The sequence below is a fragment of the Cryobacterium psychrophilum genome (assembly GCF_004365915.1).
Taxonomy (GTDB): domain Bacteria; phylum Actinomycetota; class Actinomycetes; order Actinomycetales; family Microbacteriaceae; genus Cryobacterium; species Cryobacterium psychrophilum.
Genome location: NZ_SODI01000001.1, coordinates 380135 through 401405, shown reverse-complemented (window position 1 = coordinate 401405; position 21271 = coordinate 380135). Strand labels below are relative to the sequence as shown.

At 66.6% G+C, this 21271-nt stretch carries 21 protein-coding genes; 12 read left to right on the top strand and 9 right to left on the bottom strand.

Annotated features, from left to right (window positions below):
- Positions 1 to 29 precede the first annotated feature (29 nt).
- Positions 30 to 644, top strand: a complete 615-nt coding sequence (locus EDD25_RS01880) for a TetR/AcrR family transcriptional regulator (protein ID WP_134171788.1) — start codon at positions 30 to 32, stop codon at positions 642 to 644.
- A gap of 38 nt (positions 645 to 682) precedes the next feature.
- Here EDD25_RS01880 and EDD25_RS01875 read toward each other — a convergent pair whose 3' ends face one another.
- Positions 683 to 2005, bottom strand: a complete 1323-nt coding sequence (locus EDD25_RS01875) for a DUF2254 domain-containing protein (RefSeq protein ID WP_166671165.1) — start codon at positions 2003 to 2005, stop codon at positions 683 to 685.
- Positions 2006 to 2247: 242 nt separating this feature from the next.
- Here EDD25_RS01875 and EDD25_RS01870 point away from each other — a divergent pair, with 242 nt between their 5' ends.
- On the top strand, positions 2248 to 3642 hold the full coding sequence (locus EDD25_RS01870; RefSeq protein WP_134171786.1) for a pyridoxal phosphate-dependent decarboxylase family protein: 1395 nt from the start codon (positions 2248 to 2250) through the stop codon (positions 3640 to 3642).
- Between the two features lie 137 nt (positions 3643 to 3779).
- Here EDD25_RS01870 and EDD25_RS01865 read toward each other — a convergent pair whose 3' ends face one another.
- From EDD25_RS01865 to EDD25_RS01850, 4 genes are all read right to left on the bottom strand, one after another.
- The gene (locus EDD25_RS01865) at positions 3780 to 4337 is read right to left on the bottom strand and encodes an SOUL family heme-binding protein (protein ID WP_134171785.1); all 558 of its coding nucleotides are present in this window, start codon (positions 4335 to 4337) and stop codon (positions 3780 to 3782) included.
- Between the two features lie 77 nt (positions 4338 to 4414).
- A complete protein-coding gene (locus tag EDD25_RS01860) occupies positions 4415 to 4924 on the bottom strand; it encodes a MarR family winged helix-turn-helix transcriptional regulator (protein ID WP_166671164.1) in 510 nt (169 codons plus the stop codon).
- A 10-nt stretch (positions 4925 to 4934) separates the two neighbouring features.
- The gene (locus tag EDD25_RS01855; RefSeq protein ID WP_134171783.1) at positions 4935 to 5114 is read right to left on the bottom strand and encodes a hypothetical protein; all 180 of its coding nucleotides are present in this window, start codon (positions 5112 to 5114) and stop codon (positions 4935 to 4937) included.
- 96 nt (positions 5115 to 5210) lie between these two features.
- A complete protein-coding gene (locus tag EDD25_RS01850; RefSeq protein WP_241986240.1) occupies positions 5211 to 7010 on the bottom strand; it encodes a chloride channel protein in 1800 nt (599 codons plus the stop codon).
- A gap of 176 nt (positions 7011 to 7186) precedes the next feature.
- On the opposite strand from EDD25_RS01850, the gene EDD25_RS01845 reads away from it, so the two are divergent.
- From EDD25_RS01845 to EDD25_RS01810, 8 genes are all read left to right on the top strand, one after another.
- Positions 7187 to 7894 (top strand): histidine phosphatase family protein, encoded by a 708-nt coding sequence (locus EDD25_RS01845; protein WP_134171782.1) that lies wholly within the window; start codon positions 7187 to 7189, stop codon positions 7892 to 7894.
- A 9-nt stretch (positions 7895 to 7903) separates the two neighbouring features.
- On the top strand, positions 7904 to 8449 hold the full coding sequence (locus EDD25_RS01840; RefSeq protein WP_134171781.1) for a DUF3090 domain-containing protein: 546 nt from the start codon (positions 7904 to 7906) through the stop codon (positions 8447 to 8449).
- Entirely contained in the window at positions 8449 to 9216 is a 768-nt protein-coding gene (locus tag EDD25_RS01835; protein ID WP_134171780.1) for an SCO1664 family protein, read from the top strand. The genes EDD25_RS01840 and EDD25_RS01835 overlap by 1 nt, the downstream gene beginning before the upstream one ends.
- Before the next feature lie 182 nt (positions 9217 to 9398).
- Entirely contained in the window at positions 9399 to 10574 is a 1176-nt protein-coding gene (locus EDD25_RS01830) for an ABC transporter substrate-binding protein (protein ID WP_134171779.1), read from the top strand.
- Between the two features lie 76 nt (positions 10575 to 10650).
- Positions 10651 to 11526 carry a branched-chain amino acid ABC transporter permease gene (locus tag EDD25_RS01825; protein WP_134171778.1) on the top strand — a complete coding sequence of 292 codons (876 nt, stop codon included), beginning with the start codon at positions 10651 to 10653 and terminating at the stop codon, positions 11524 to 11526.
- A 2-nt stretch (positions 11527 to 11528) separates the two neighbouring features.
- A complete protein-coding gene (locus EDD25_RS01820) occupies positions 11529 to 13352 on the top strand; it encodes a branched-chain amino acid ABC transporter ATP-binding protein/permease (protein WP_241986239.1) in 1824 nt (607 codons plus the stop codon).
- Positions 13349 to 14062: an ABC transporter ATP-binding protein gene (locus EDD25_RS01815; RefSeq protein ID WP_134171777.1), complete on the top strand. Its 714-nt coding sequence runs from the start codon at positions 13349 to 13351 to the stop codon at positions 14060 to 14062. Before EDD25_RS01820 ends, EDD25_RS01815 begins: the two co-directional genes overlap by 4 nt.
- 126 nt (positions 14063 to 14188) lie before the next feature.
- On the top strand, positions 14189 to 15655 hold the full coding sequence (locus tag EDD25_RS01810; RefSeq protein ID WP_175182971.1) for a radical SAM domain-containing protein: 1467 nt from the start codon (positions 14189 to 14191) through the stop codon (positions 15653 to 15655).
- Here the strand turns inward: EDD25_RS01810 and EDD25_RS01805 are convergent.
- Genes EDD25_RS01805 through EDD25_RS01790 form a run of 4 tightly spaced genes read right to left on the bottom strand, consistent with a single transcriptional unit; the run spans position 15615 to position 19772 of the window.
- On the bottom strand, positions 15615 to 16667 hold the full coding sequence (locus EDD25_RS01805) for an ABC transporter ATP-binding protein (protein ID WP_134171776.1): 1053 nt from the start codon (positions 16665 to 16667) through the stop codon (positions 15615 to 15617). The genes EDD25_RS01810 and EDD25_RS01805 overlap by 41 nt on opposite strands.
- Positions 16664 to 17587 (bottom strand): ABC transporter permease, encoded by a 924-nt coding sequence (locus tag EDD25_RS01800; RefSeq protein ID WP_134171775.1) that lies wholly within the window; start codon positions 17585 to 17587, stop codon positions 16664 to 16666. The genes EDD25_RS01805 and EDD25_RS01800 overlap by 4 nt, the downstream gene beginning before the upstream one ends.
- Entirely contained in the window at positions 17578 to 18450 is an 873-nt protein-coding gene (locus EDD25_RS01795) for an ABC transporter permease (RefSeq protein ID WP_134171774.1), read from the bottom strand. Before EDD25_RS01795 ends, EDD25_RS01800 begins: the two co-directional genes overlap by 10 nt.
- Positions 18451 to 18476: 26 nt before the next feature.
- Positions 18477 to 19772, bottom strand: coding sequence for an ABC transporter substrate-binding protein (locus tag EDD25_RS01790; RefSeq protein ID WP_134171773.1), 1296 nt, complete (start codon positions 19770 to 19772; stop codon positions 18477 to 18479).
- A gap of 127 nt (positions 19773 to 19899) precedes the next feature.
- On the opposite strand from EDD25_RS01790, the gene EDD25_RS01785 reads away from it, so the two are divergent.
- Complete coding sequence (locus EDD25_RS01785; RefSeq protein ID WP_198418810.1) at positions 19900 to 20631, top strand: TVP38/TMEM64 family protein; 732 nt, start codon at positions 19900 to 19902, stop codon at positions 20629 to 20631.
- Positions 20624 to 21265, top strand: a complete 642-nt coding sequence (locus EDD25_RS01780) for a CDP-alcohol phosphatidyltransferase family protein (RefSeq protein ID WP_134171772.1) — start codon at positions 20624 to 20626, stop codon at positions 21263 to 21265. The genes EDD25_RS01785 and EDD25_RS01780 overlap by 8 nt, the downstream gene beginning before the upstream one ends.
- Positions 21266 to 21271: the final 6 nt, after the last annotated feature.

Here is a 21271-nt window from a genome sequence, read left to right as displayed (position 1 = left end):
AACCCCCACGCGTGGAGTATTCTGGAGGAATGCCAGAGAACGCCGACGACCCGCGCAAGCGGCCCTCCGGACGGCGCGCGGGGGAAAGCGGCACGCGCGACGCGATCCTCGACGCCGCCAGTGACCGATTCGCCGAGCGTGGCTACGACGGAGCATCAATTCGCGCGATCGCTGCGGTCGCCGGGGTGGACCCCGCACTCATCCGTCACTTCTTCGTCGACAAGGACGGCCTCTTTGCCGCCACGATCAAAGACCGCACGGCCATTCCGAAACGCCTCGGCGCGGCACTCGCCGGTGACTCCTTAGGCCTCGGATCCCGAGTCGCCGACGCCTACTTCCGGCTGTGGGAGGAGCCGGAGACCCAGACGATATTGCTCGCCCTCGTGCGTTCCTCGACAACCTCTGATCGGACGGCCCGGATGCTGCTCGAGGTCATCGCAGCTCATATCCCCGACGACCAGGACCTCGGTACGGTTGCCGACGAACGCATCCACCGTGTCGCGCTCGCCGCGTCGCACCTCCTCGGCACCGCGATCGCCCGCTACGTGATCAAACTGCCGCCCCTCGTGGCCCTCGCGCACGACGACCTCGTCACCGAGATCGCCCCGACCATTCAGCGCTACCTCACCGGCACCCACCGCTGACCGCCCGGCAGAAAGTGGTCCGCGGGGGCAATGTCTGCTTAGGTCCCGGTCTCCGCGGCTGGGGCCAGCGCGAGCACGGCGGCCGAGGCCGCTCGAACTCGCTCCATCGTGTCCGGGTCAGGTGCAGACGCTTCGAACGCCGCGATGAGCCTGGTCGTTTCGCTGACCACGCGGCTGCGACGCGAGCCGGTGGAGGCTGCCGTACAGAGCCGATCTGCCAGGCGCAGGGCGGCATGAATCACGATCGGATGTTCGAGGCCGTAGATTCTGATGCCGGCGAAGATCTCACCGGTCAGTTCTTCAGCGGTGGGCCACACACATTTCACCCGGGTGACGCCGTCACCGTCCACCAGATGGGAGGGCGGAACCGCTCGACGAAACAGCGACGTCAGGCTCTCGCCCGCGAGATCCAATGCGCTCACCGCCGTGTACGGGTCATTCGAGCCGGATGCGAGACCGCGCACCGCGATCTCGAGAAGTTGCTGCAACGCGAATCGGATGTCCTGGCGCGGAGTTCGGGCGGACCCGAGGGTGAAGGCGGCCCGCACGTTGCGTTCCAGCTGCTTCTGCGACGTGTCGTCCGCTTTGGACGTGATGATCTCCACAATTTCTTCGCCGGCGAGAACATGCGTGCCTGGCGCCGCGGTGACCGTGATGAAGCACCGGTGATGAGATCCAAGTCGAACGAGCTTTTGCAGGTCGATTCCTTGCACGTATCCTCCCGCCACGGATGTGATCACCTGCGACTCAGCGGAAGAAAGGACACCAGCCGGCTGCGCCACACCATCGTGATCGTCCGGATACAGGAGGTTGATGGTGGCGGTCAGATCCTTTTTAACCCCGCGTTGCAGCGTGGTGATCTGCACCGAGTCCGCGATGTGGTGGATGAAGAACACCAGCACGGCCACATTGAGCACCGCGAGGAGCACGGCAAAGTAGACGGCGGTGATCGGCACGAAACTTTGGTTGTCCTCAACCCGCGTGTGCACGGATTGCAGCACGACGAGCGCATACAGAAAGGTTGAGGTGAAGACGCTGAGCACGAACTGGTTGGCCCGATCGGCCATGAAGTTGCGCACCAGCCTCGGGCCGTACGTCGATGATGTCGTGGCGAGTACGGAGATGGTGATCGAGAAGGTGGTGCCGGCCACAGTGAGCATCGATGCTCCGATGATGGAGAGAATCGCGCGACTTCCGCTGGCGCTCAGCGCATCAAGGAAGAACGCGCTGGTGACACCGTTGTCAGTCAACGTTCGATCCAGCAACACCAGCCCCAGGGCGAGCGCGATTGCGGAGATTCCGAAGACGGCGGGGAGAAACCAGAACGACTCCCGGGTGCGAAGCAGGATGGTGCGAATCATGCGGTTGCCTCCATGAAGCTGCTGTGACGTACCTCTGACGGATGCCAAGCGACACGTGCGGCCCGCCCGCCCCGCTAAAAGAGCTGGCCTCGATCGCCATTGAACCACGGGTCCGAATCGCCGCGCAAGGACACGGGGCCGCGCCGCCAGGCCGGACCAGGAATATCCCGGCCCGTGTTGTGCCTCCTCATGGCGAGCAGGCCCATCTGTTGTATCGGGTTCGGATTCCATACACTGGGGACATGGCAACGCAGCCGGACGACGAGTATGCCGAGGCCCTGCAACGAGCCCACACCCACGCGACGGAGTGGCTGCACTCCGTTCCGAACCGGCGAATCGGGCCGAGCCGCACCGCCGATGAACTGCTTGAGGGATTTGCAGTGCCGCTGCAGGACCAGCCAATTGATGCGGCATCGGTTGTCGACGAACTGGCCAGGCTGGCCGAACCCGGGCTGATGGCCATGCCGTCCGGTCGATTCTTTGGCTGGGTGATCGGTGGCACACTCCCGGCGTCGCTGGGCGCGGACTGGTTGGTGAGCGCGTGGGACCAGAATGCCGCGATGCGGTACGCGACCCCGGCGACGGCAGCGGCGGAACAGGCCGCCGGCATGTGGCTGCTTGACCTTCTCGGGCTGCCGGCCGGGTGCGACGTCGGCTTCACGACCGGGGCGACCGGGTCGAATCTGGTGGGTCTGGCCGCCGCTCGGCAGTACGTGCTGGAGCAGGCAGGCTGGGACCTGCCGGCCCATGGGCTGGCGGGGTCACCCGGCGTTACGGTTTTCGTGGGGCAGGACCGACACGCATCCGTAGATCTGTCGCTGCGCTACCTGGGGCTGGCCAAGCCGGTCGAGGTGGCAACGGATGCCCAGGGCCGGCTGCTGCCCGCCGCGCTCGCCGCGGCGATGGATGCGTCGAGCGGCCCGGCCATCGTATGCCTGCAGGCCGGGAACCTGCACTCCGGCGCCTCGGACCCGCTGGCCGAAGCGACGGCGATCGCGCATGCGCATGGCGCCTGGGTGCACGTGGACGGCGCCTTCGGATTGTGGGCCGCGGCGAGCCCGACACACCGATATCTGGTGGCCGGAGTGGAGACCTGCGATTCGTGGGCGACGGATGCGCACAAGACACTCAACGTTCCCTATGACTGTGGCGTGGCCATCGTGTCGCGGCCGGACGTGGTCCGGTCGGTTTTCGGCGTGCACACCAGCTATCTCAAAACCGAGGAACACGGACCGGGCGACCCCTTCGACAAGGTTCCGGAGTTCTCCCGCCGCGCTCGCGGCGTGCCGGTGTGGGCGGCTCTGCGTTCACTGGGAAGGTCTGGTGTGGTTGCTCTGGTGGACAGACTCGTCGCTCACGCGCAATCCTTCGGTACGCGACTCTCGCGAATTCCCGGGGTTGAGGTGATCAACGACGTTGTCTTCACGCAGGTATGCGTGAGCTTCGGCTCAGACGAGAGAACGCGCCGTATCACCGCGCGGCTGCTCTCCGATGGCACCACGTGGATGTCGGGCTCGCGCTGGGCAGATCGCGAAGTACTGCGCATCTCGGTGAGCAACTGGATGACCGACGATGACGCTGTGGCGCAGTCCGTGGCGGCCATCGAACGTGCGATCGCGGCGGAAGACGCCCGCTAGCTCGTCGTCCCCGTCGGCAGGCGCCGGGGGAGCCGCGCTAAGCTCGGACTTTTTCGCGCCGCGCCGGACCTCCTGGCTGGACTCGCGGCGTGTCGCGAATTCTTCCTAGGTTACATACGCTCCCCGGCGGAGAGCGGTCAGTCAATGTCGAGCATGACCTCGTTGCGTCGCAAGAACGCGGGTTGAAAGGGCGGGTCGAACCGCGCGTACCTCGGTGCGCCCGCGGCGGTGAGACCGGCGGCGGCGAGGGCGGTCCTCAGTTGTTCAAGGTGTCTGGTGAAGTTCGCCTCACTCCAACCGCCACGGAAACGGAGAGTCGCGACAACACCCTCGGGAACCGTTCGCAGCCGCACTCTCGGGCTGGTCGGCTGCGGCGCCGAGTCGGCCGTCAGACCGGCGGGCAACACAAAAGCGACCTCGTAGAGTCCGGTAGTCGTGCTGCCCTGTTGTACGACGGGGGCGGTCATGGCGATCTTCTCTGAGGCGCCGGCCTGCACCACGGGCGCGGTCATGGCGACCTTCTGGCTCGAGAGATTTTCACCGGAGATGTAGGCGAAAAGGTACCGGAAGGCCCGATTGCCGGCATCCTTGAAAGGTCCATCCGTGGTGACCTCCGCGAGCAGATGCTCCGGGTATCGACGCAACTCAAAGTCGTCGTACGTGCGCACCACGTTGTAAGGCTGTTGCTCGGTCACTCGGCCATGCTAGCCCGGTTGGCGTGCAGGCGGACCGCACGGCGACGCCCCTGGTGCTGCGGTTTACCGCGTCGTGGCTAGATTCCCAGGATGAGGGTTGCATCTGCGGACGGCTCGCCTGCTGCACGGGCGAAGACGTCAAAACCAGCCCGAACGGTGTCCAGTTCCGCGCCGGAGAGTTTCTCGAGAACCAGCGAGATTTCCTTCCTGCGGGCGTCGGTGACCTCGTCGTAGACGCGTGCGCCGTCGTCCGTCAGGGAGATGATTACCTCGCGGCGGTTGTCCGGACTCGTCGAGCGTGAAATCAGGCCCGCCGCGACCATCCTGTCGGCGAACCTGCTGAAGCTGGACTGGTTCGCCCCCACGTGGAGTGCCAGTTGGCCCATACGCAGCGACCCAAAGTTGGACAGGACCACGAGCACCCGGAACTGGGGCAGGGTGACCGTGTCCATCACTGGTGCCAGCGACCTTGCGATCACGCCCAGCAGCGCCCGTGAAGCCGTCAGCGCGCTGTCGAGAACGGCATCACTGTGATGGCCGATTCCCGAGTCCTCGGAGGCAGCATCAGAGGCTGTCGTAGTCTTCATGCTCGCCATACTACATATTCTGCATCACATCATGGATTCGAGGTGTCGGTTCACCCGGCAGCGTGGCGAAGGCAGCGCCGAACTCCGCGAGGAATACGAGCGCGGCGAGGGGCAGGCCGGCTCGGGTTTTCGCGAACGCGGTCGGGAGCTCATGGGCCAGCGCGATCTCGTGACCGTTGTCACGGTGCACGGCCGTGCGCGGGTGAAAACGCCGCTTTGGCCATCGGGGATCCCACGTTTATATCATCCGGCGTGATTGTGGGGGCTCGGTCCCGCCGCCGCCCATTTACGGTGCAGCCTGGGCTTGGGCGGAGCCGGGTCCGGAGAGGATGCGCAGAACTGCTTCCTGGCTCAGCCACCCATGCATCATGCCGTCTGCATCAGCCACGGGCAGGCCTCCGCTGGCCGAGGATTCCAGCACGGCATCCAGAGCCGATTCGAGGTTCGCGGCGGGGCGCGCCGTGACAGGAACTTCGGCGACGGCCGCTAGCCGGACGCGGTCCTTGTCCTCGTCATTGCTGAGAACCTCAGAGAGTATGTGCACCGTGACGATGCCGCCCAGCCGGCCGGAACTGTCAATGACCGGCAATGCCGGATGGCCGGAGGCGAGCAGCAGACGGGCGCCCTCCGCGACGGTGAGGGTATCCGGCAGGGAACGGTCGGAGGTATCCATGACCGAACTGACGAGAGTGCTGCGCAACGCGTCGGTGCCGGGGTGGCGGTGGAGGTCCACGCCGCGACGGCGCAGTTTCAGGGTGTAAATGGTGTCAGGGCTAAGAACCTTGGACACACCGGTGGCGACAACGATGGCGAGCATCAGCGGCAGGATGATGGAGTATTGCCCGGTCAGTTCGAACATGATGATGACCGCGGTGATCGGGGCTCGAGCGGCGCCGGCGAACACGGCCCCCATCCCCACGAGGGCGAACGCGCCGACCTGGCCCTGGAGGTCGGGATTGAGCATGCCGGCGATCTCCCCGAAAGCAGCGCCCAGCATCGCGCCGATGAAGAGGGACGGGGCGAAGACACCGCCGGATCCGCCGATGCCGATGGTGAGGCTGGTTGCGATGATCTTGCCCAGAAGCAGCACCACCAGAAAGCCGATCGTGTAGCTCCCGGCAACTCCCGCCTGCAGGACCGGGTAACCAACCCCGTACATCTGTGGCAAAACCAGCAACAGCAGGCCGAGCAATAGCCCACCGGCAGCCGGCCGCAGCCACGCCGGACCGCGCCAGGCCCAGTCGCACACGTCCTCGATCTTGTACAGGATGCGGGTGAAGCCGATGCCGGTGACTGCTGCGAGCAGCCCGAGAAGGATGAACAGCGGGTACTCGGCGGCGGAGGTGATGGTGAAAGGCGGCAGCTGGAGGAAGGGATCGTTACCGAGGAGGGCGCGCCCGATGACGGATGCGGTGACGGCCGACAGGGCGACGGCGCCGAAGTAGCCGGCGGCGAAGTCAGCCAGCAGGAGTTCGAGGGCGAAGAACACGCCGGCGATGGGGGCGTTGAACGTGGCTGCGATTCCGCCGGCGGCACCGCAGGCGACCAGCGCCTTGACCCGGGATTCCGGCATCCGGAAGACGCTGGCTAGCCAGGAGCCCAGCGCGGAACCAATCTGGACGATCGGCCCTTCCCGGCCCACGGACCCGCCGGAACCGATGCAGATGGCTGAGGCGAGGGCCTTGACCACGGCCACCCGGCCCTTGATGCGACCGCCGTGCTGACTGACGGCGTACATGACCTCGGGGACGCCGTGCCCGCGGGCCTCCGGGGCGAAGCGCTGGACCAAGGGGCCGTACAACAGCCCGCCGACGACCGGAGCCAGCACGACGAACAGGCCCCCTGCCCATGGCAGCCACGGGTGTGCGGGGTGGTCCTGGGTGGCGGAGTAGTCGGCGGTGCCACTGAATATCTGGGTGGCTGTGGTGATCAGCCAACGGAATGCCACAGAGGCCAGCCCAGCCCCGGCGCCGACGATCACGGCCATGATTGCCAGCTGATAGGAGGTGCCCCCCAGCCGCGGCCGGGTGAGCATTCCCGTACCGGTTAAGAACCGGCGTCGGAGGGGGACTTGCGGGGCGGTCACGACAAGCCACCAACGTATGAGTCAATGCAATATATGTAGTACGGCACGTGTGAACATTAGCACCAGCATCGGGGCGGTCCTGCACAAACCCATCGTCGAGTCACTCCGCAGAGGACCGGAACGACCACAGGCAACCCGGAACACCAGCACATCGAGGGGTTGCCTAGGCTGTAGGCATGGCTACAGTCATTCTCGTGCGGCACGGTCGCACCACCGCGAACGCCCAAGGAATCCTCGCCGGCCGTGCCGCTGGCATCCGGCTCGACGAGATCGGGCGGGACCAGGCGGCCCGCACCGGTGAGCGCCTGGCCGTCGTGCCGCTGGTCGGCGTGGTCTCGAGTCCGCTCGAGCGCTGCCGACAGACCTCGAAACTCATCCTCGATCACCAGGCCGGCTCCCCGGCCACACCGGTGGAAGATGACATCACGGAGTGCGACTACGGTGCCTGGCAGGGCAGAACGCTCAGCGACCTGAGTGCGGAAAACCTGTGGCCGGTCGTGCAGACGCAGCCGTCCGCCGTGGTCTTTCCGGGTGGCGAGTCCATGGCGGCCATGCAGGCCAGGTCAGTCGCCGCGATTCGACGACTCGACGCGGCGTTCGAGGCGCAGCACGGACCGGGCGCCGTGTGGGCGGCGGTCAGTCACGGTGACATCATCAAGTCCATCCTGGCCGACGCCCTCGGCATGCACCTCGATCTGTTCCAGCGCATCAATGTGGGTCCGGCGTCGATCTCGATCGTGCGCTACGCAACCAGCCGCCCGAGCGTTCACGCCACGAACACCGACTCCGGCGACCTGTCCTGGCTTGCCGGGACTGGCCCGACGGCCGACGCGCCCGTCGGCGGTGGAGCCGGTCATCAGGCGCCGCACGAATCCCACGCCTAAAATATCTGCATGCCTAAAATCGTGCACGAGTTCGCCTGGCCGGATCGCGTCGTCGTCGGAACGGTGGGTCTGCCCGGGGCGCGTACGTTCTACCTGCAGGTGCGCACCGGAGCCCAAATCGTGAGCGTCGCCCTGGAGAAGCAACAATCGGCACTGCTTGCCGAGAAAATCGACGAGATCCTCGACCAGCTCATCAACTACGAGGGCAACCCGTTCAGCATCCCCACCATCACGCCCCTCGAACTCGTGGACAACGACCCGCTCGAGCAACCCGTCGAAGAAGAATTCCGAACCAGTGCCATGAGCCTGGGCTGGGACCCCTCCACGGTGCAGGTCGTGATCGAGGCGTATCGTTTTGAGGAAGGCGACGACGCGACTTTTGAAGTGGATGCCGCGGAGCCGGTGGAAGTGCTGGTGGTAAGAATGCCCGTCGGCACCGCCCGGGCCTTTGCGAAACGCACCCGCGAGATCGTGGGAGCCGGCCGGCCCATGTGCCCGCTCTGCGGAAACCCCATCGACCTGGACGGCCACAGCTGCCCCCTCCCCACCGCCTGATGCCTGCCGCTGCCGACCTCGACGACGCGCTCGAAATCACGGGCCGCATCCGCACAGCCTCCAACGCAACGTTCCTCGGCAGCATCGGGGGAGTCCCCGTCGTGTACAAGCCGATAGCCGGCGAGAATCCGTTGTGGGATTTTCCCGACGGGAATCTCGCCGGCCGGGAGGCCGCCGCGTACCTGGTGTCGGAGTCGTTGGGGTGGAACGTCGTGCCGCGCACCTGGCTGCGTGATGGTCCGATGGGCCCGGGGATGGTGCAGCTGTGGCAGGAGTCAGATCCCGCGCAGGACGCTGTCGACCTGGTCGCGGCAGACGCCGTACCCGAGGGGGGATGGCGCCAGGTGCTTGAGGGTGCGGACGAGACGGGTCGCCCTGTCGCGCTCATTCACGAGGATTCGATCGCCCTGCGGAGGATGGCCGTGTTCGACATTATCGTGAACAACGCCGACCGCAAGGGCGACCACATTCTCGCGATGGCCGATGGGCACCGTCATGGCGTCGATCACGGCCTCACGTTCCACGTTGAGCACAAGCTGCGCACCGTGCTCTGGGGGTGGCTGGGTGACGACCTCTCCGCCGAGGAGCTGGCCGGGATCGACCGAGTCAGCACGCGGCTTGCCGGCGACCTCGGTGAAGCCCTCGCTGGGTTGCTCAGCGATGTGGAGATCGTTGCTTTCGCCGCGCGCTGCGACCGATTGCGGTCCGAAGGCCGGTTCCCGGCGCCACGTGGGGGGATGCCCGCGGTGCCCTGGCCCTTGTTCTAACCGCGCCACGGGCATCCATGCAAACTCGCGTGCGTTGTCGCGACGGACAAACGTGACCATATCGAAACCCCCAACGCGGTCATTTGGCGTCAGGCTTTGGGAGGGAAAGATAAGCTCTGACAGTTGCACTCCGCTTGGACACCACGCGGTACGATCGCTCGCTTTGGCCAAGGAGGTCCACTATGAGAAGAAAACTGCTCTCTACCGCTGTATTCGGTTCAGCCCTACTGCTCGCCGTGACCGGCTGCAGCACCCCCGCGGAAACCGATACGACCGCCGATGGCGGCCTGACCGGCACCGGAACCGGCGCGGACTGCGTTATCGAATCCGCCGTCCCCATCTCCGCCGCATTCAGCCTCACGGGTGCCGGCGCACAGTACGGTGCGAGCCAGAAGAACGCGCTGGAACTGGCCGTTGAAAACCTGAACGCGGTTGGCGGGGTCACCTACGACCTCACCGTCGAAGACGACGCAACCGACCCGAAACAGGCCATTCAGGTGTTCGACACCTTCGTCAACTCCGGCGCCAGCATCATCATCGGCCCGACCCTGTCCAACACAGCGAAGCAGACGAACCCGATCGCGCAAGACGCGCAGGTCCCCGTGCTCGGCGTGTCGAACACCGCGGCCGGCATCACCGAAATCGGCGACTACATCTTCCGCGATTCCCTCACCGAGGATGCCGTCATCCCGCAGACCGTCAAGGCTGCCGTCGACAAGCTCGGCGTGAAGAAGGTCGTTGTCATGTACAGCAACGATGACGCCTTCACCGAGTCCGGTTACCAGGCTTTCTCCGCAGCACTCACGGACCAGAACGTCGAAGTAGCCGACACCCTCACCTTCTCCAAGTCGGACACCGACTTCCGCGCCCTGCTGAACAAGGCGAAGCAGTCCGACGCCGACGCCATCGTCGTTTCCGGCCTGATCGACGCGGCCGTGCCGCTCGTCAGCCAGGCCCGCGAAATCGGTATTGACACGCCGATCATCGGCGGTAACGGCTTCAACTCACCTGCCCTCCTCACCGGCGCCGGCAAGGCAGCCGAGGGCGTCATCGTGGGTGCCGCGTGGAACTCGGCCTCCGACAACGCGCAGAACGTGAAGTTCATCGAGGACTACACAGCCACGTACAGCTCGGCTCCCGACCAGTTCTCCGCGCAGGCATACGCCGGCATGCAGATCATCGACCACGCCGTTCGCTCCGAATGCTCGGCCGAGCGCGAGGACATCAAGTCGGCCCTGGGTGACATCACCGACGTACCGACGGTCCTCGGCGATGTGAGCCTGAACGAGAACCGCGACGCCGTGCACGACGCCCTCGTGCAGATCGTTCAGGACGGCCAGTTCACCATCCTGAAATAACGTCACCGCTCCACCACTACACACAGGCCGTGTGTCGCCCTCGGGCGGCACACGGCCGAAAACAGGGACGTCACCAATGCAACTTTTCTTGGACGGGATTTTTCTCGGCTCGATCTATGCGCTGTTCGCCATCGGTTTCACCCTGGTGTTCGGTATTCTTGACCGGCTGAACCTGGCCCACGCCGCGGTCTTCACCGCCGGCGCGCTGATCGGGATCGAGATCGTGACCCGGCTCGGCGTTCCGATCTGGCTGCTCATCCCGATGGTGCTGATCATCGGCGCGGTGCTGGGCATCCTGATTGAACGCATCGCGTTCCGGCCGCTCGCCGGCCGGCACGATGCGCACTTCGCAGGCCTGATCTCCTCCATCGCGTTCGGGGCGATCGTGCTCTCGCTGCTGCAGGCAATGTACGGCGCCGACACCCGACGTTTCCCCGCAGACGCATTCCCGCGCACCCGGGTGGAAATTCTCGGGGCTACCGTCTCCCTCCTGCAGGTCATCATCCTGGTGATCAGCGTGACGCTCATGGTCGTTCTGACCTGGCTCGTGGCCAAGTCGAAGCTGGGACGCGGCATGCGCACCATCGCCGAGAACCCGCACGCCGCCGCGGTCCTTGGCCTGAACGTCGGCCGGATCAGCAGCACCACCTTCGCGCTCTCCTCGGCGCTCGGCGCGGTGGCCGGCGTGCTGTTCACCCTGAACGTGAACGCGGCCTCCCTCGGAATCGGTCACGCCGTGGAGCTCAAGGCCCTCGCCGTGATCGTCGTCGGCGGGATGGGGTCCCTGCCGGGCGCCCTGGTCGGCGGCCTCATCCTCGGTGTGGCCGAGGTGCTGGCCGTGAACTACATCGGCAGTTCCTGGCGGGACATGGTGGCATTCGGGCTTCTCTTCCTCATCCTGATCCTGCGACCGCAGGGCCTCTTCGGCGCACGTAAGACGCGGGAGGTCTGATCATGTTCGCGGAATACAACTCACTCATCACCCTCATCGCCTTGACGGCGATCCTCGCCTTCAGCTTCTACGCCGTACTGATTGCCGGACAGCTGAGCCTGGCCCAGGTCGGGCTGGCCTCCCTGGCCGCCTTCACCGCCGCGCTCGTTGTTCCCGACGAGCCGCTGTTCGGTTTCATCCCTCCGCTGGCCATCGGCATCGTCTTCGGCATGGGCGTGGGCATCATCGCCGCGTTCATCCTGGGCCTGCCCGTCATCCGCCTCCGCGGCGTCTTCCTCGCCATCGCGACCCTCGCGTTCGGCGAAATGGTGCGGATCTTCCTGATCAACCAGAGCTGGACCAACGGCGCGCAGGGGATGGGTTTCCCCAAGCTTGTCGGGCTTGAGATCGCCTGGATCGCCCTGGCGGTTGTGGCCTTCTGGTTCTGGCGCCTCTCCGGTTCCCGACTAGGACGCGCCTTCGCGGCGATCCGTGAAGACGAACTGGCCGCCACCACCATGGGCATCGACGTTGCCCGGTACCGGATGGCCTCCTTCGTCATCGCGGGAGCCGTTTCCGGCCTCTACGGTGTGCTGCTGGCGTACTTCTCCCGGTTTGCTGATCCCAACGAGTTCTCGTTCACGGCCGCGGTGGACGGCCTCGTCACGGCCGTCGTCGGCGGGGTCACCCTGTTCGTTGGGCCGATCCTCGGCTCCGTGTTCCTCAGCGTGCTCCCCGAAGTGCAGCGCGCGGTCGGCATTGATGCCGGCTGGATCCGCCCGACGATCTCCGGCGTGTTGCTCCTCGTGGTGATCCTCTTCCTCCCGGGAGGGCTATCCGGTCTCATTCCGCGCAGAAAGTCCGCCAAACACCTGATCACCGATCCGTCGCTCCTCCCCGACCTGCCTGCCCTGCCGGTGGCCGGCTCCGAGCTCGTGCGTCTGAGCGGCCTCGGCAAGTCCTACGGCGGGGTGCACGCCGTGCGATCGGTCGACCTCACCGTCAATGCCGGGGAGGTCCTCGGCCTCATCGGGCCCAACGGTGCCGGCAAGACCACGCTCGTGAACATGGTCACCGCGTTGACGCCCCCGAGCACGGGCATCGGCACGGTGCTCGGCGTGCCGCTCTCCGCCACCACGAAGGCTCACCGCCTGGCCCAGGCCGGGGTCGCCCGCACCTTCCAGCAGATCAAGCTCTTCAACCGGCTCTCCGCGCTCGAGAACGTGCTCGTCGGTGGGTACCGCATCACCCAGGACACGCTGCTGCGTCGGCTGTTGTTCCTGCCGTCGGCACGTCGCTTGGAGCAAGAAGCCGTGGCGATGGCATCCGCGCAGCTGATTCGTGTTGGCCTCGGCGACAAGGCGGCCAACGCCGCCGGCGACCTGTCCTACGGTGACCAGCGGCGGCTGGAAATTGCCCGCGCGCTGGCCTCGCATCCGTCGCTTCTGGTGCTCGATGAGCCTGCCGCCGGAATGAACCACGTCGAGGCCGGACGGTTGGCGGAACTGATTCGTGCGCTGGCCGCCGACGGGATCGCCGTGCTGGTGATCGAGCACAACGTGCGGATGATGCTGGCCACCTGTGACCGCATCACGGTGCTGAACTTCGGTGAGGTCATCGCGTCAGGCAAACCCGCCGAGATCGCCAGGGACCCGAGGGTGCTCGAGGCGTACCTCGGGTCCGCGGGCTCCGACGCGGACGCCGATGCGGCAGCCGTTCTGGCCGCAGAAGATCTGGCCCAGGTAACCGCAGAGTCAGCGAGGGATCACGATGGCGGCCCCGCCGACACCGACCCCGACAGCACAGCGGACCCCAGCGGCGCGACAGACCCGGAGGAAAACCGATGAGCGATCCGATCCTGAGCGTCGAGGGCCTGCAGGTCAACTACGGCCGCGTGGAGGCCGTGCGAGGCATCTCCTTCGAGGTGCCCGAAGGCGCCCTGGTCACCCTCGTCGGGGCCAATGGGGCCGGCAAGACCAGCGTTTTGAATGCCGTGTCCGGTCTCGTGCGTCCTCGCCAGGGCGTCATCAAATTCAAGGGCCAGGACATCACCAAATGGCCGGCTCACCGTCTGGTCAAGGCCGGACTCGTGCAGGTTCCGGAGGGACGAGAGGTCCTCGGCACGCTGACCGTGGCCGAGAACCTCAGCCTCGGTGGCTGGCACCGCGGCAGCACCCTGCACGCGAACGTGGCCAAGGTGTACGAGCGTTTCCCTGTGCTGTTCGAACGGCGCAAGCTCCAGGCCGGAGCCCTCTCCGGTGGCGAGCAGCAGATGCTGTCGATCGCCCGCGCGCTGATCGCCGAGCCGGAGGTTCTTCTGCTCGACGAACCGTCGATGGGGTTGGCGCCGAAGATCGTGGACGAGGTATTCGCGGTGATCGAGGAAATTCGGCAGACCGGCACCACGGTGGTGCTCGTCGAGCAGAACGCCAGGCGCGCCCTCGCGGCAGCCGATTTCGGCTACGTACTGGAGACCGGGGAGGTCTCGCATTCCGGACCGGCGCACGAATTGCTCGCCGACGAGAAGGTCATCGAGGCATACCTGGGATTGGACTAGCCGCTTCACCGACCGACGTCGTGCTCGGCCTGCTGCACCGGTGAAAACCTACAGCTATACCGATCGGTCTGGTATCGTCGAAGATGCAGGAACACGCGGAGATGCCGTTCCGGAAGCGGGCGAACCATGACGATCGCAGGTGCCCTTCGGGCCTTCGAGTTGGAGACGCGACCGATTCACCCGGAATCTCGGGTGGCACTCGACAAACGCTGGGCGGAGTTGCCCGAGCACACCAAAACGGACAACCAATTGCTCGGCCGGTGCGCGATCGGCTGCGAGGGCACCCACGGGGTCTTCCCCAAATGCGACCTGACCTGTTCGCCCTGCTATCACGCGGCGGATGCCAACAAGGTGCGTATCGATGGCAATCACACCGTCGCCGGTGTCACCGAGCAGATGGAGTACCTCCGCCGGATTCGCGGCCCCCGCGCGCACGCGCAGCTCATTGGCGGCGAAGTCAGTCTGCTCCCCGCGGCGGACCATGCGGCGGCGCTGCTCGCCATGCGTGCGAACGGGCGCGAACCGATGTCGATGACCCACGGTGATTTCGACTACCAGTATCTGCTCGATGTAGTGCTTGACGAGCACGGGAAGCCCCGATTCGACAAGGTCTCCTTCGCCGCTCACTTCGATTCTCTGATGCGCGGTCGCCGCGGTGCGGTTCGTCCGTACTCGGAGGCCGCGTTGAATCCATTCCGCGACAAGTTCGCGCGGATGTTCATTGACCTCAAGCGCGACCACGGCGTGAACTCGTACCTGGCACACAATATGACCGTCACCCCGTCGAACGTGGGAGAGGTCAGCGCCGTCACCCGGGATGTACTCGAGATGCCCTACGACATGATGTCGTTCCAGCCGGCAGCATTCATCGGCGACGACCGTCGGTGGAAGGAAGACTTCGACGACGTCACCGTTGACGCGGTCTGGGAGCGCATTGAAGAGGGCGCGGGGCAGAAGCTGCCCTGGCAGGCCACCCAATTCGGTGACCCGCGGTGCAACCGAACCACCGTCGGGCTGCGGGCGGGCGACGTGTTCGCGCCGCTGCTCGACCCGGACGAACCCAGGGACCTTGCCGCGCGGGACCGTTTTCTCGACCACTTCGGCGGGATGATCTTCGGCGATGTTCCCGTGCGCATCCTGACCGTCAAGATCGTGCGCGCCCTCGCCGCGCACCCGGGCGACATCCCGCCGCTGCTCGGGCTGCTGGGGCGCGTGCTGCGCCGGGCCGGCGGCGCCCGGGGAATTCTTCGGGCCGCCAGGGCCGGGAGACTCGGATTCAAGACGTTCGTGGTGCACAGCTTCATGGACGCTGTCGATGTGGCGCCGGCCTGGGACCTGATACAGCGCGGAGTCGTCGGCGACGACGCGAAGACGATCGAGACGCAGGAACGCCTCGGCGCCTGTATGTACGCGATGAGCCACCCGGGCGACGACCGACTCGTTCCGGCGTGCGTGCAACACTCGGTGCTCGACCCGATCGAGAACATCGGCCTTCGAAAACTGCTGCCGATCGTCGGAACGGCCGAGAGCATCGTGTCCCGGCCCAGCGGGCTTACCGGGGTACGACAGACACGGCCTCGGTCGGCAGGGTAAGCACCACTCGGCATCCGTCGTACATCCCGTCGCCCGGTGGGAGCGCCGCGAACAACTCGCTGCCGTCGCCGAAGGTCACGGTCACCATGCGGCGTGGCCCGAACTGACGCACCCGCGAGACGTGCCCCACGACACCCGAGGCGGATGGCTCGTTGTCGGTGCAGCGGGAGACCTCAATGGCCTCGTGGCGGATGACGAGAATGCCGGGGCCCTCAGGCGTGCCCGGCGACACCGGGACCTGGCCGAGGGGGGAGACGTGCATTGCGCCGTGTACGTGGCCGGGAATCTCGTTGAGCCCGCCCATCAGACGGGACACCCGAGTGGATGCCGGTCGGTGGTAGATGCGATCCACGGTGTCGTGCTGGAGGAGCGCGCCGTTGTGGATGACCGCGATGCGGTCGGCGACGGCGGCGGCCTCTTCGCGGTCATGGGTGACCAGGATGATGGTGGGGGACAGGGCGCTGCGAACGTCGTCGAGCAGCAGGTGCATGTCCTCCCGCAGCGCAGGATCCAGGGCGCTGAACGGTTCGTCGAGGAGGAGCACGCGCGGCGCCGCGGCCAGGGCGCGGGCGATGGCGACGCGTTGCTCCTGCCCGCCGGAGAGCGCCTGGATGGGCCGGCCGCCGAAGCCACCCAGCTGCACGAGATCGAGGTAGTGCTGGGCATGGCGGCGGGAGCCGGCCCGGCTCGCGCCGCCCACCCGATGGGAGAAGGCGACGTTGTCCAGCACGCTCAGGTGCGGGAAGAGCAACGGGCGCTGGAACACCAAGCCGATGCCGCGCTGCTCCGACGGGACCCCGGCAACATCGACCCCGTCCACGTGCACGGTGCCGCCGCTGACCTCGTCGAGGCCCGCGATCACCCGGAGGATGGTGCTCTTGCCCGAACCGCTCGGCCCGAGAATCGCCGTGCAGGACCCGTCCGCCACGGCGAGCGTGACCCCGGTCAACGCTGGCGTTCGCGCCGCCCCGAACGACTTCGATACCTCGTGAAGCAACACACCGGCACTCATTCTTGCTCTCCTCTGTAGCTATCCGCTGTTCTCGTGTTTGTGCCGGGGCGTCGCCCGGTGAGCCCGGCCAGCGCGAGCAGGATCAGGGGCGGCACGATGGCCGACAGCGACAGCACGGCGACCGTGGCATCGTTTCCGATTCCCGCGGCCATCGACGCGGTCACCAGTGGCAACGTGACGATCTGGCCGCCGCCGACCACGATGGTCACCACGTAGTCGCTCCACCCCACCAGAAAGGCCAGGAAGGCGGCGCGCGCCAGGGCGGGAGCCACGAGCGGCAGATGAATGCGCCAGAGCACGTTCCACCGGGAGGCGCCCAGCGTGCGGGCCTCCTCCTCATAGCGAATGTCGTGGGCGGCGTAGGCGACCCGCATCGTGAAGGTCGTGTAGGGGATGGCCATGACCACCAACACCAGCAGGAGCCCGGCCGTGGGAGGAACATAGGCGCGGAGAAGAATGACGTTCAGCCCCATTACCGCAGCGAAAGGCGGCAGCGCGATCGGTGCGAGCAGGGCCAGGCTCACCGCTCGCGGCCATCGCACGGTGCCGAAGGTCAGCGCCCGGGCACCCATGGCCCCGAGCGGGGTCGCGATGGCTGCCACGAGCAGGCTGAGCGTGAGCGAGTGCCCCAGGGCAGGCAGTGCGCCCTGCCGGATGCCGCTGGTCAGCCCCTCGAAACCCCACTCGGTGGGCAGGACAGCGGGAAACGACCAGTCGTTCGCGAAGGCCCAAAGCCCGAGCGGGGCGAACGGAAGCAGGAACCAGCCGGCCACCAGCATTGTGCTGAGAATACGCACGGTTCGGCCGGATGCGCGGGACCGCGTCAGCGTGCTGCCGGGGTCACCGGGCAGCCGGATCCGTGCGACTGGGCGGGCGAGTATGTCGGCGGTGGAGACCGGGGCCGGGGGCTTCATCGCCATACCGCCGTTCTGCGCAGTGCCCAGAAGCAGAGCCCGACGATCAGGAACGAGACCAGAGCCGTGAGCACACCGGCCGCCGCAGCTTCGGGACGAGCCGTGAGCGTCACGGAATTGAAAAGGCGCAGGGCCATGACCGCGAGCGGTTCGGGGTAGGTGCGCCCGAGCAGCCACGCCACTTCGTAGGAACCCAGCGTGTAGACAAACGCGATCGTCGACGAAATGGCCAGCGCCGGCAACGCGAGGGGCAGCATCACAAACCGAAACCGGTTCCACCGCCCGGCGCCCAGCATCGCGGCCGCCTCATCGAAACGGGCCACCCGGGTGAGTAGCGTGCCGGCTACGACGAGCCCGATGAACGCCGACTCCTTCCACGCGTATTCCGCGACCACGGCCACCCACCAGGGCCCGCCGACGAGCGACGGCCACAGCTCAGCCGGCACACCGAACACGCGGGCGAGCACGCCCGAATCGGCCAGGAGAAGCCCGACCGCTGCGGCCCCGACCAGATGCGGGACGGTCACGGTCGCGGCGCTGGTGAGGGCCACGATCCGGCCGCACCGCCGACCGCCGACGATCAGCAGCGCCGTGCCCACCCCGACGACCGCGGCAATCACGGTGGATGCGACCGCCAGCGCCAGGGAGAGTCCGAGCGCGCGGATCAGGTCACCGGACTGACCGGTGTACGCGTCGACGCTGAGCCGGACGGGACCGGCCAACGGCATGAGGCCCAGGCTCTGCAGGGCCGCGGCCCCGACCCCGCCGACGACAACGAACACGGCCGGAATCAGCGCGGGCAGCACCAGCAGGGTGGCCCAGTTGCGACGGTCCGCGGCGGTCGTCGTGTTCTGGCGGGCATTCGGCATCCGCTTCATCGGGCTCGGCTCGCCGACTACCGGCCGGAGAGCACGGAGGTGCGCCAGCCGTCGTCGAGCGCGGGGACCCACGCGGCCGCCAACTCAGGGTTCGCATTCTTCGACAACACGTCGTAGGACGGCACGACGGGCGAGAAGGGCAGCGCGTCGAACGCGGCCCTGTCGGTCGCCGCGAGCAGGCCCCGGTCGAGCACGGTGAACTGGCCCCAGGTCCGGGGGTCGGCTTTCGCGAGCTGCTGCTCGGCGGAGAGGGCGACGTTGGCGACGACCATGGCTCCGGCGGTGGAACCGGCATTGGCGGGGAGGCCGAGAAAACTCGCGTTGCCCACGGTCCCCTCCTCCCGGGTGAGCACCGTGGTGCCGGGCGGGTAAGTCCCGTCGTTCACCAGGGTGGTGAGAGTGGCGGGGCCGTAGGTCATGGTCATATCGATCTGACGGTCCGCGTAGAGCTGGTTCAGCTCCTTTTCATTGGCCGGGTACGTGCTTCCGTCGCGCCAGAGCGATGGCGCCAGCTCTGTCAATCTCGTGAAAAGCGCGGGCGTCAAGGTGTCGAACGAGCTCTGGTCGAACGCGGCCGGAACATTGTCGTATCCGCCCGAGACGCTGTAGAGAACCTCACGGGTGAAGACGGAGCCGGTGAAATCCGGCGGTGCCGGGTAGGTGAAGCGACCCGGATGCGCCTCGGCCCACGCGAGGATTCCGTCCAGCGTGGTCGGCGGGTCGGCGATGACGCCGGAGTTGTAGACGAAGGTAAATTGCGCCTTGCTCCATGGTGCCTCGCAGCCCTCTACCGGGGTGCCGAAATCGTGGGTGAGGAGTGGATCGTCGGGTGCTGTCAGAGCCAGGTTGGGCATCAGCGTCGTCCAGTCACACAGCCATGCCCCGGCTTCCTTCCCCGTGCGGAAATTATTGCCGTTCAACCACACCAGATCGACCGTTCCATCCTGGGTTCGTCCGGCCTGAAGCTCAGAGAGCACCCGGTTGAGCGCATCCTTGGTATCGGCTATCGGCACCCGCTGGAGCGTTACGCCCTGAGCGGCCACAGCGGGGGCGAGCACGTCGTCGACGTAGGCATTGCCCTGCGCGTCGCCGCCATACATCCACAACTTGACGGTCTGTCCCTGCGCGGCGGAGACGACGTCATCCCAGCTGGTGAAGCTGCTGCGGGCGCCGTCCGGCGCGGGCGCGGCGCACGCACCGAGGGTCAACGCCAGGGCCGTGCCGACGGCCACGAGCCTGCCCGCACGCGTTGCGCGAGCACCGAGAACCCCGCGGGGAGCCGGGCGACGGAACCAGGAGGGGGCGCGTTTCATCGGTGTGGTTTCCTTTTGGCACTACAGCTTCGGGGTGGACCGGTTGGCGTGCGGCGGAGCGGACCATTGATCCTGTTCGACTAGGGTAAACCGCGGAAGAGGCTTATATGACATTGGGGAGAACCAGGTGAGCGGTACGGTCTCCGTCCGTGGTCGTCGACGACCGCGGTGGAGACTCGCCGTGCTCGTCGTGTTCATCGTGGTCGTGGTCATCGTCGGGAGTACGGTCCCGGTGCCGAGCGTCGACGAGGTGCGTGCCACGGCCGGTTCCGCCGGGTTGGTCGGAATGATCGGGTTCGGGCTTGGCTACGGCTTGCTCACGCTGGCGCCCGTTCCGAAAAGTGTGATCAGCATCGCCGCCGGAGTGATCTGGGGCTTCGGCACCGGGGTCGTTCTGGTCTACCTCGGCGCCCTCCTCGGCGCCACGCTCGCCTTCACGATCGGGCGCTTTCTGGGTCGGGAAGCGGTCGAACGGTTCACGGGCGCCCGGGTCGCCCGCGTGGATGAGCTCCTGCAACGCCGAGGACTTGCCGCGGTTATCTCAGTCAGGCTCATGCCCGTGCTGCCCTTCACCGCCATCAACTACGCTGCCGGATTGACCGCGGTGCGGCGCCGGGACTACGCGCTCGGCACGATCCTCGGAATCCTCCCGGGCACTCTCGCGTATGTCGCGGTGGGCGCCTACAGTCTTGAACCCGGATGGCAGTTGTGGATCGCGCTGGCAGCTCTCGGCGGGCTGACCCTGCTGGGCTTCATATTCGGAAACCGCGCGCGGCGACAAACCCGAGCGCGATCTGCGACCGAGGACGGGCGGCCAGCGGATACTTCGGCAGCGTCAGAAGACGAACGCGATGTTTGATTCCTCCCTGCGGCGCGCACTCAACGCCCCGCTGCGCGCCGTGGCCGTGACCGTTGACCTTCCCTGGGTCACGCCCAACCGGCTGACGATCGCCGGTCTGTTTCTCGGCCTGGGCAGCGCCGCCGCGGCGGCAACGCAGCTCTGGTGGTGGTCACTCGCCCTGTGGCTGGTGTCTCGAGTGCTCGATGGGCTCGACGGCACACTGGCCCGACTGCGCCGGGAGCGGGGGGATGGCGTCGGTTCGGGGGCCCCGGACAGTGAGGCCGGCGGATTCCTCGACATCGTCGCAGACTTCACCGTGTACGGGTTCACCGTTTTCGGGGTGGGGATCGGGGCCACGGCAGCCTTCAACGCACCGTGGTGGCCGTTCGTGCTCGTGCTGGTGGCCTACTACGTGAACGGGGCCGCGTTCCTGGCGTTCTCTTCGATCGCTGAACGCACGAACCGGCAGATCGACGATGGACGCTCCCTCTCGTTTTTCGGCCGTATCGCTGAGGGCGGGGAGACGATCGTCGTGCACAGTCTGTGGCTGATCCTTCCCTTCTTCGCCTGGCAGATCGCGCTCGCCTGGGCCGGATGGGTGGGCATCAGCGCGATCCAACGGATCATCGTGGGGTACCGGGCGCTGCGCTGACCGCCC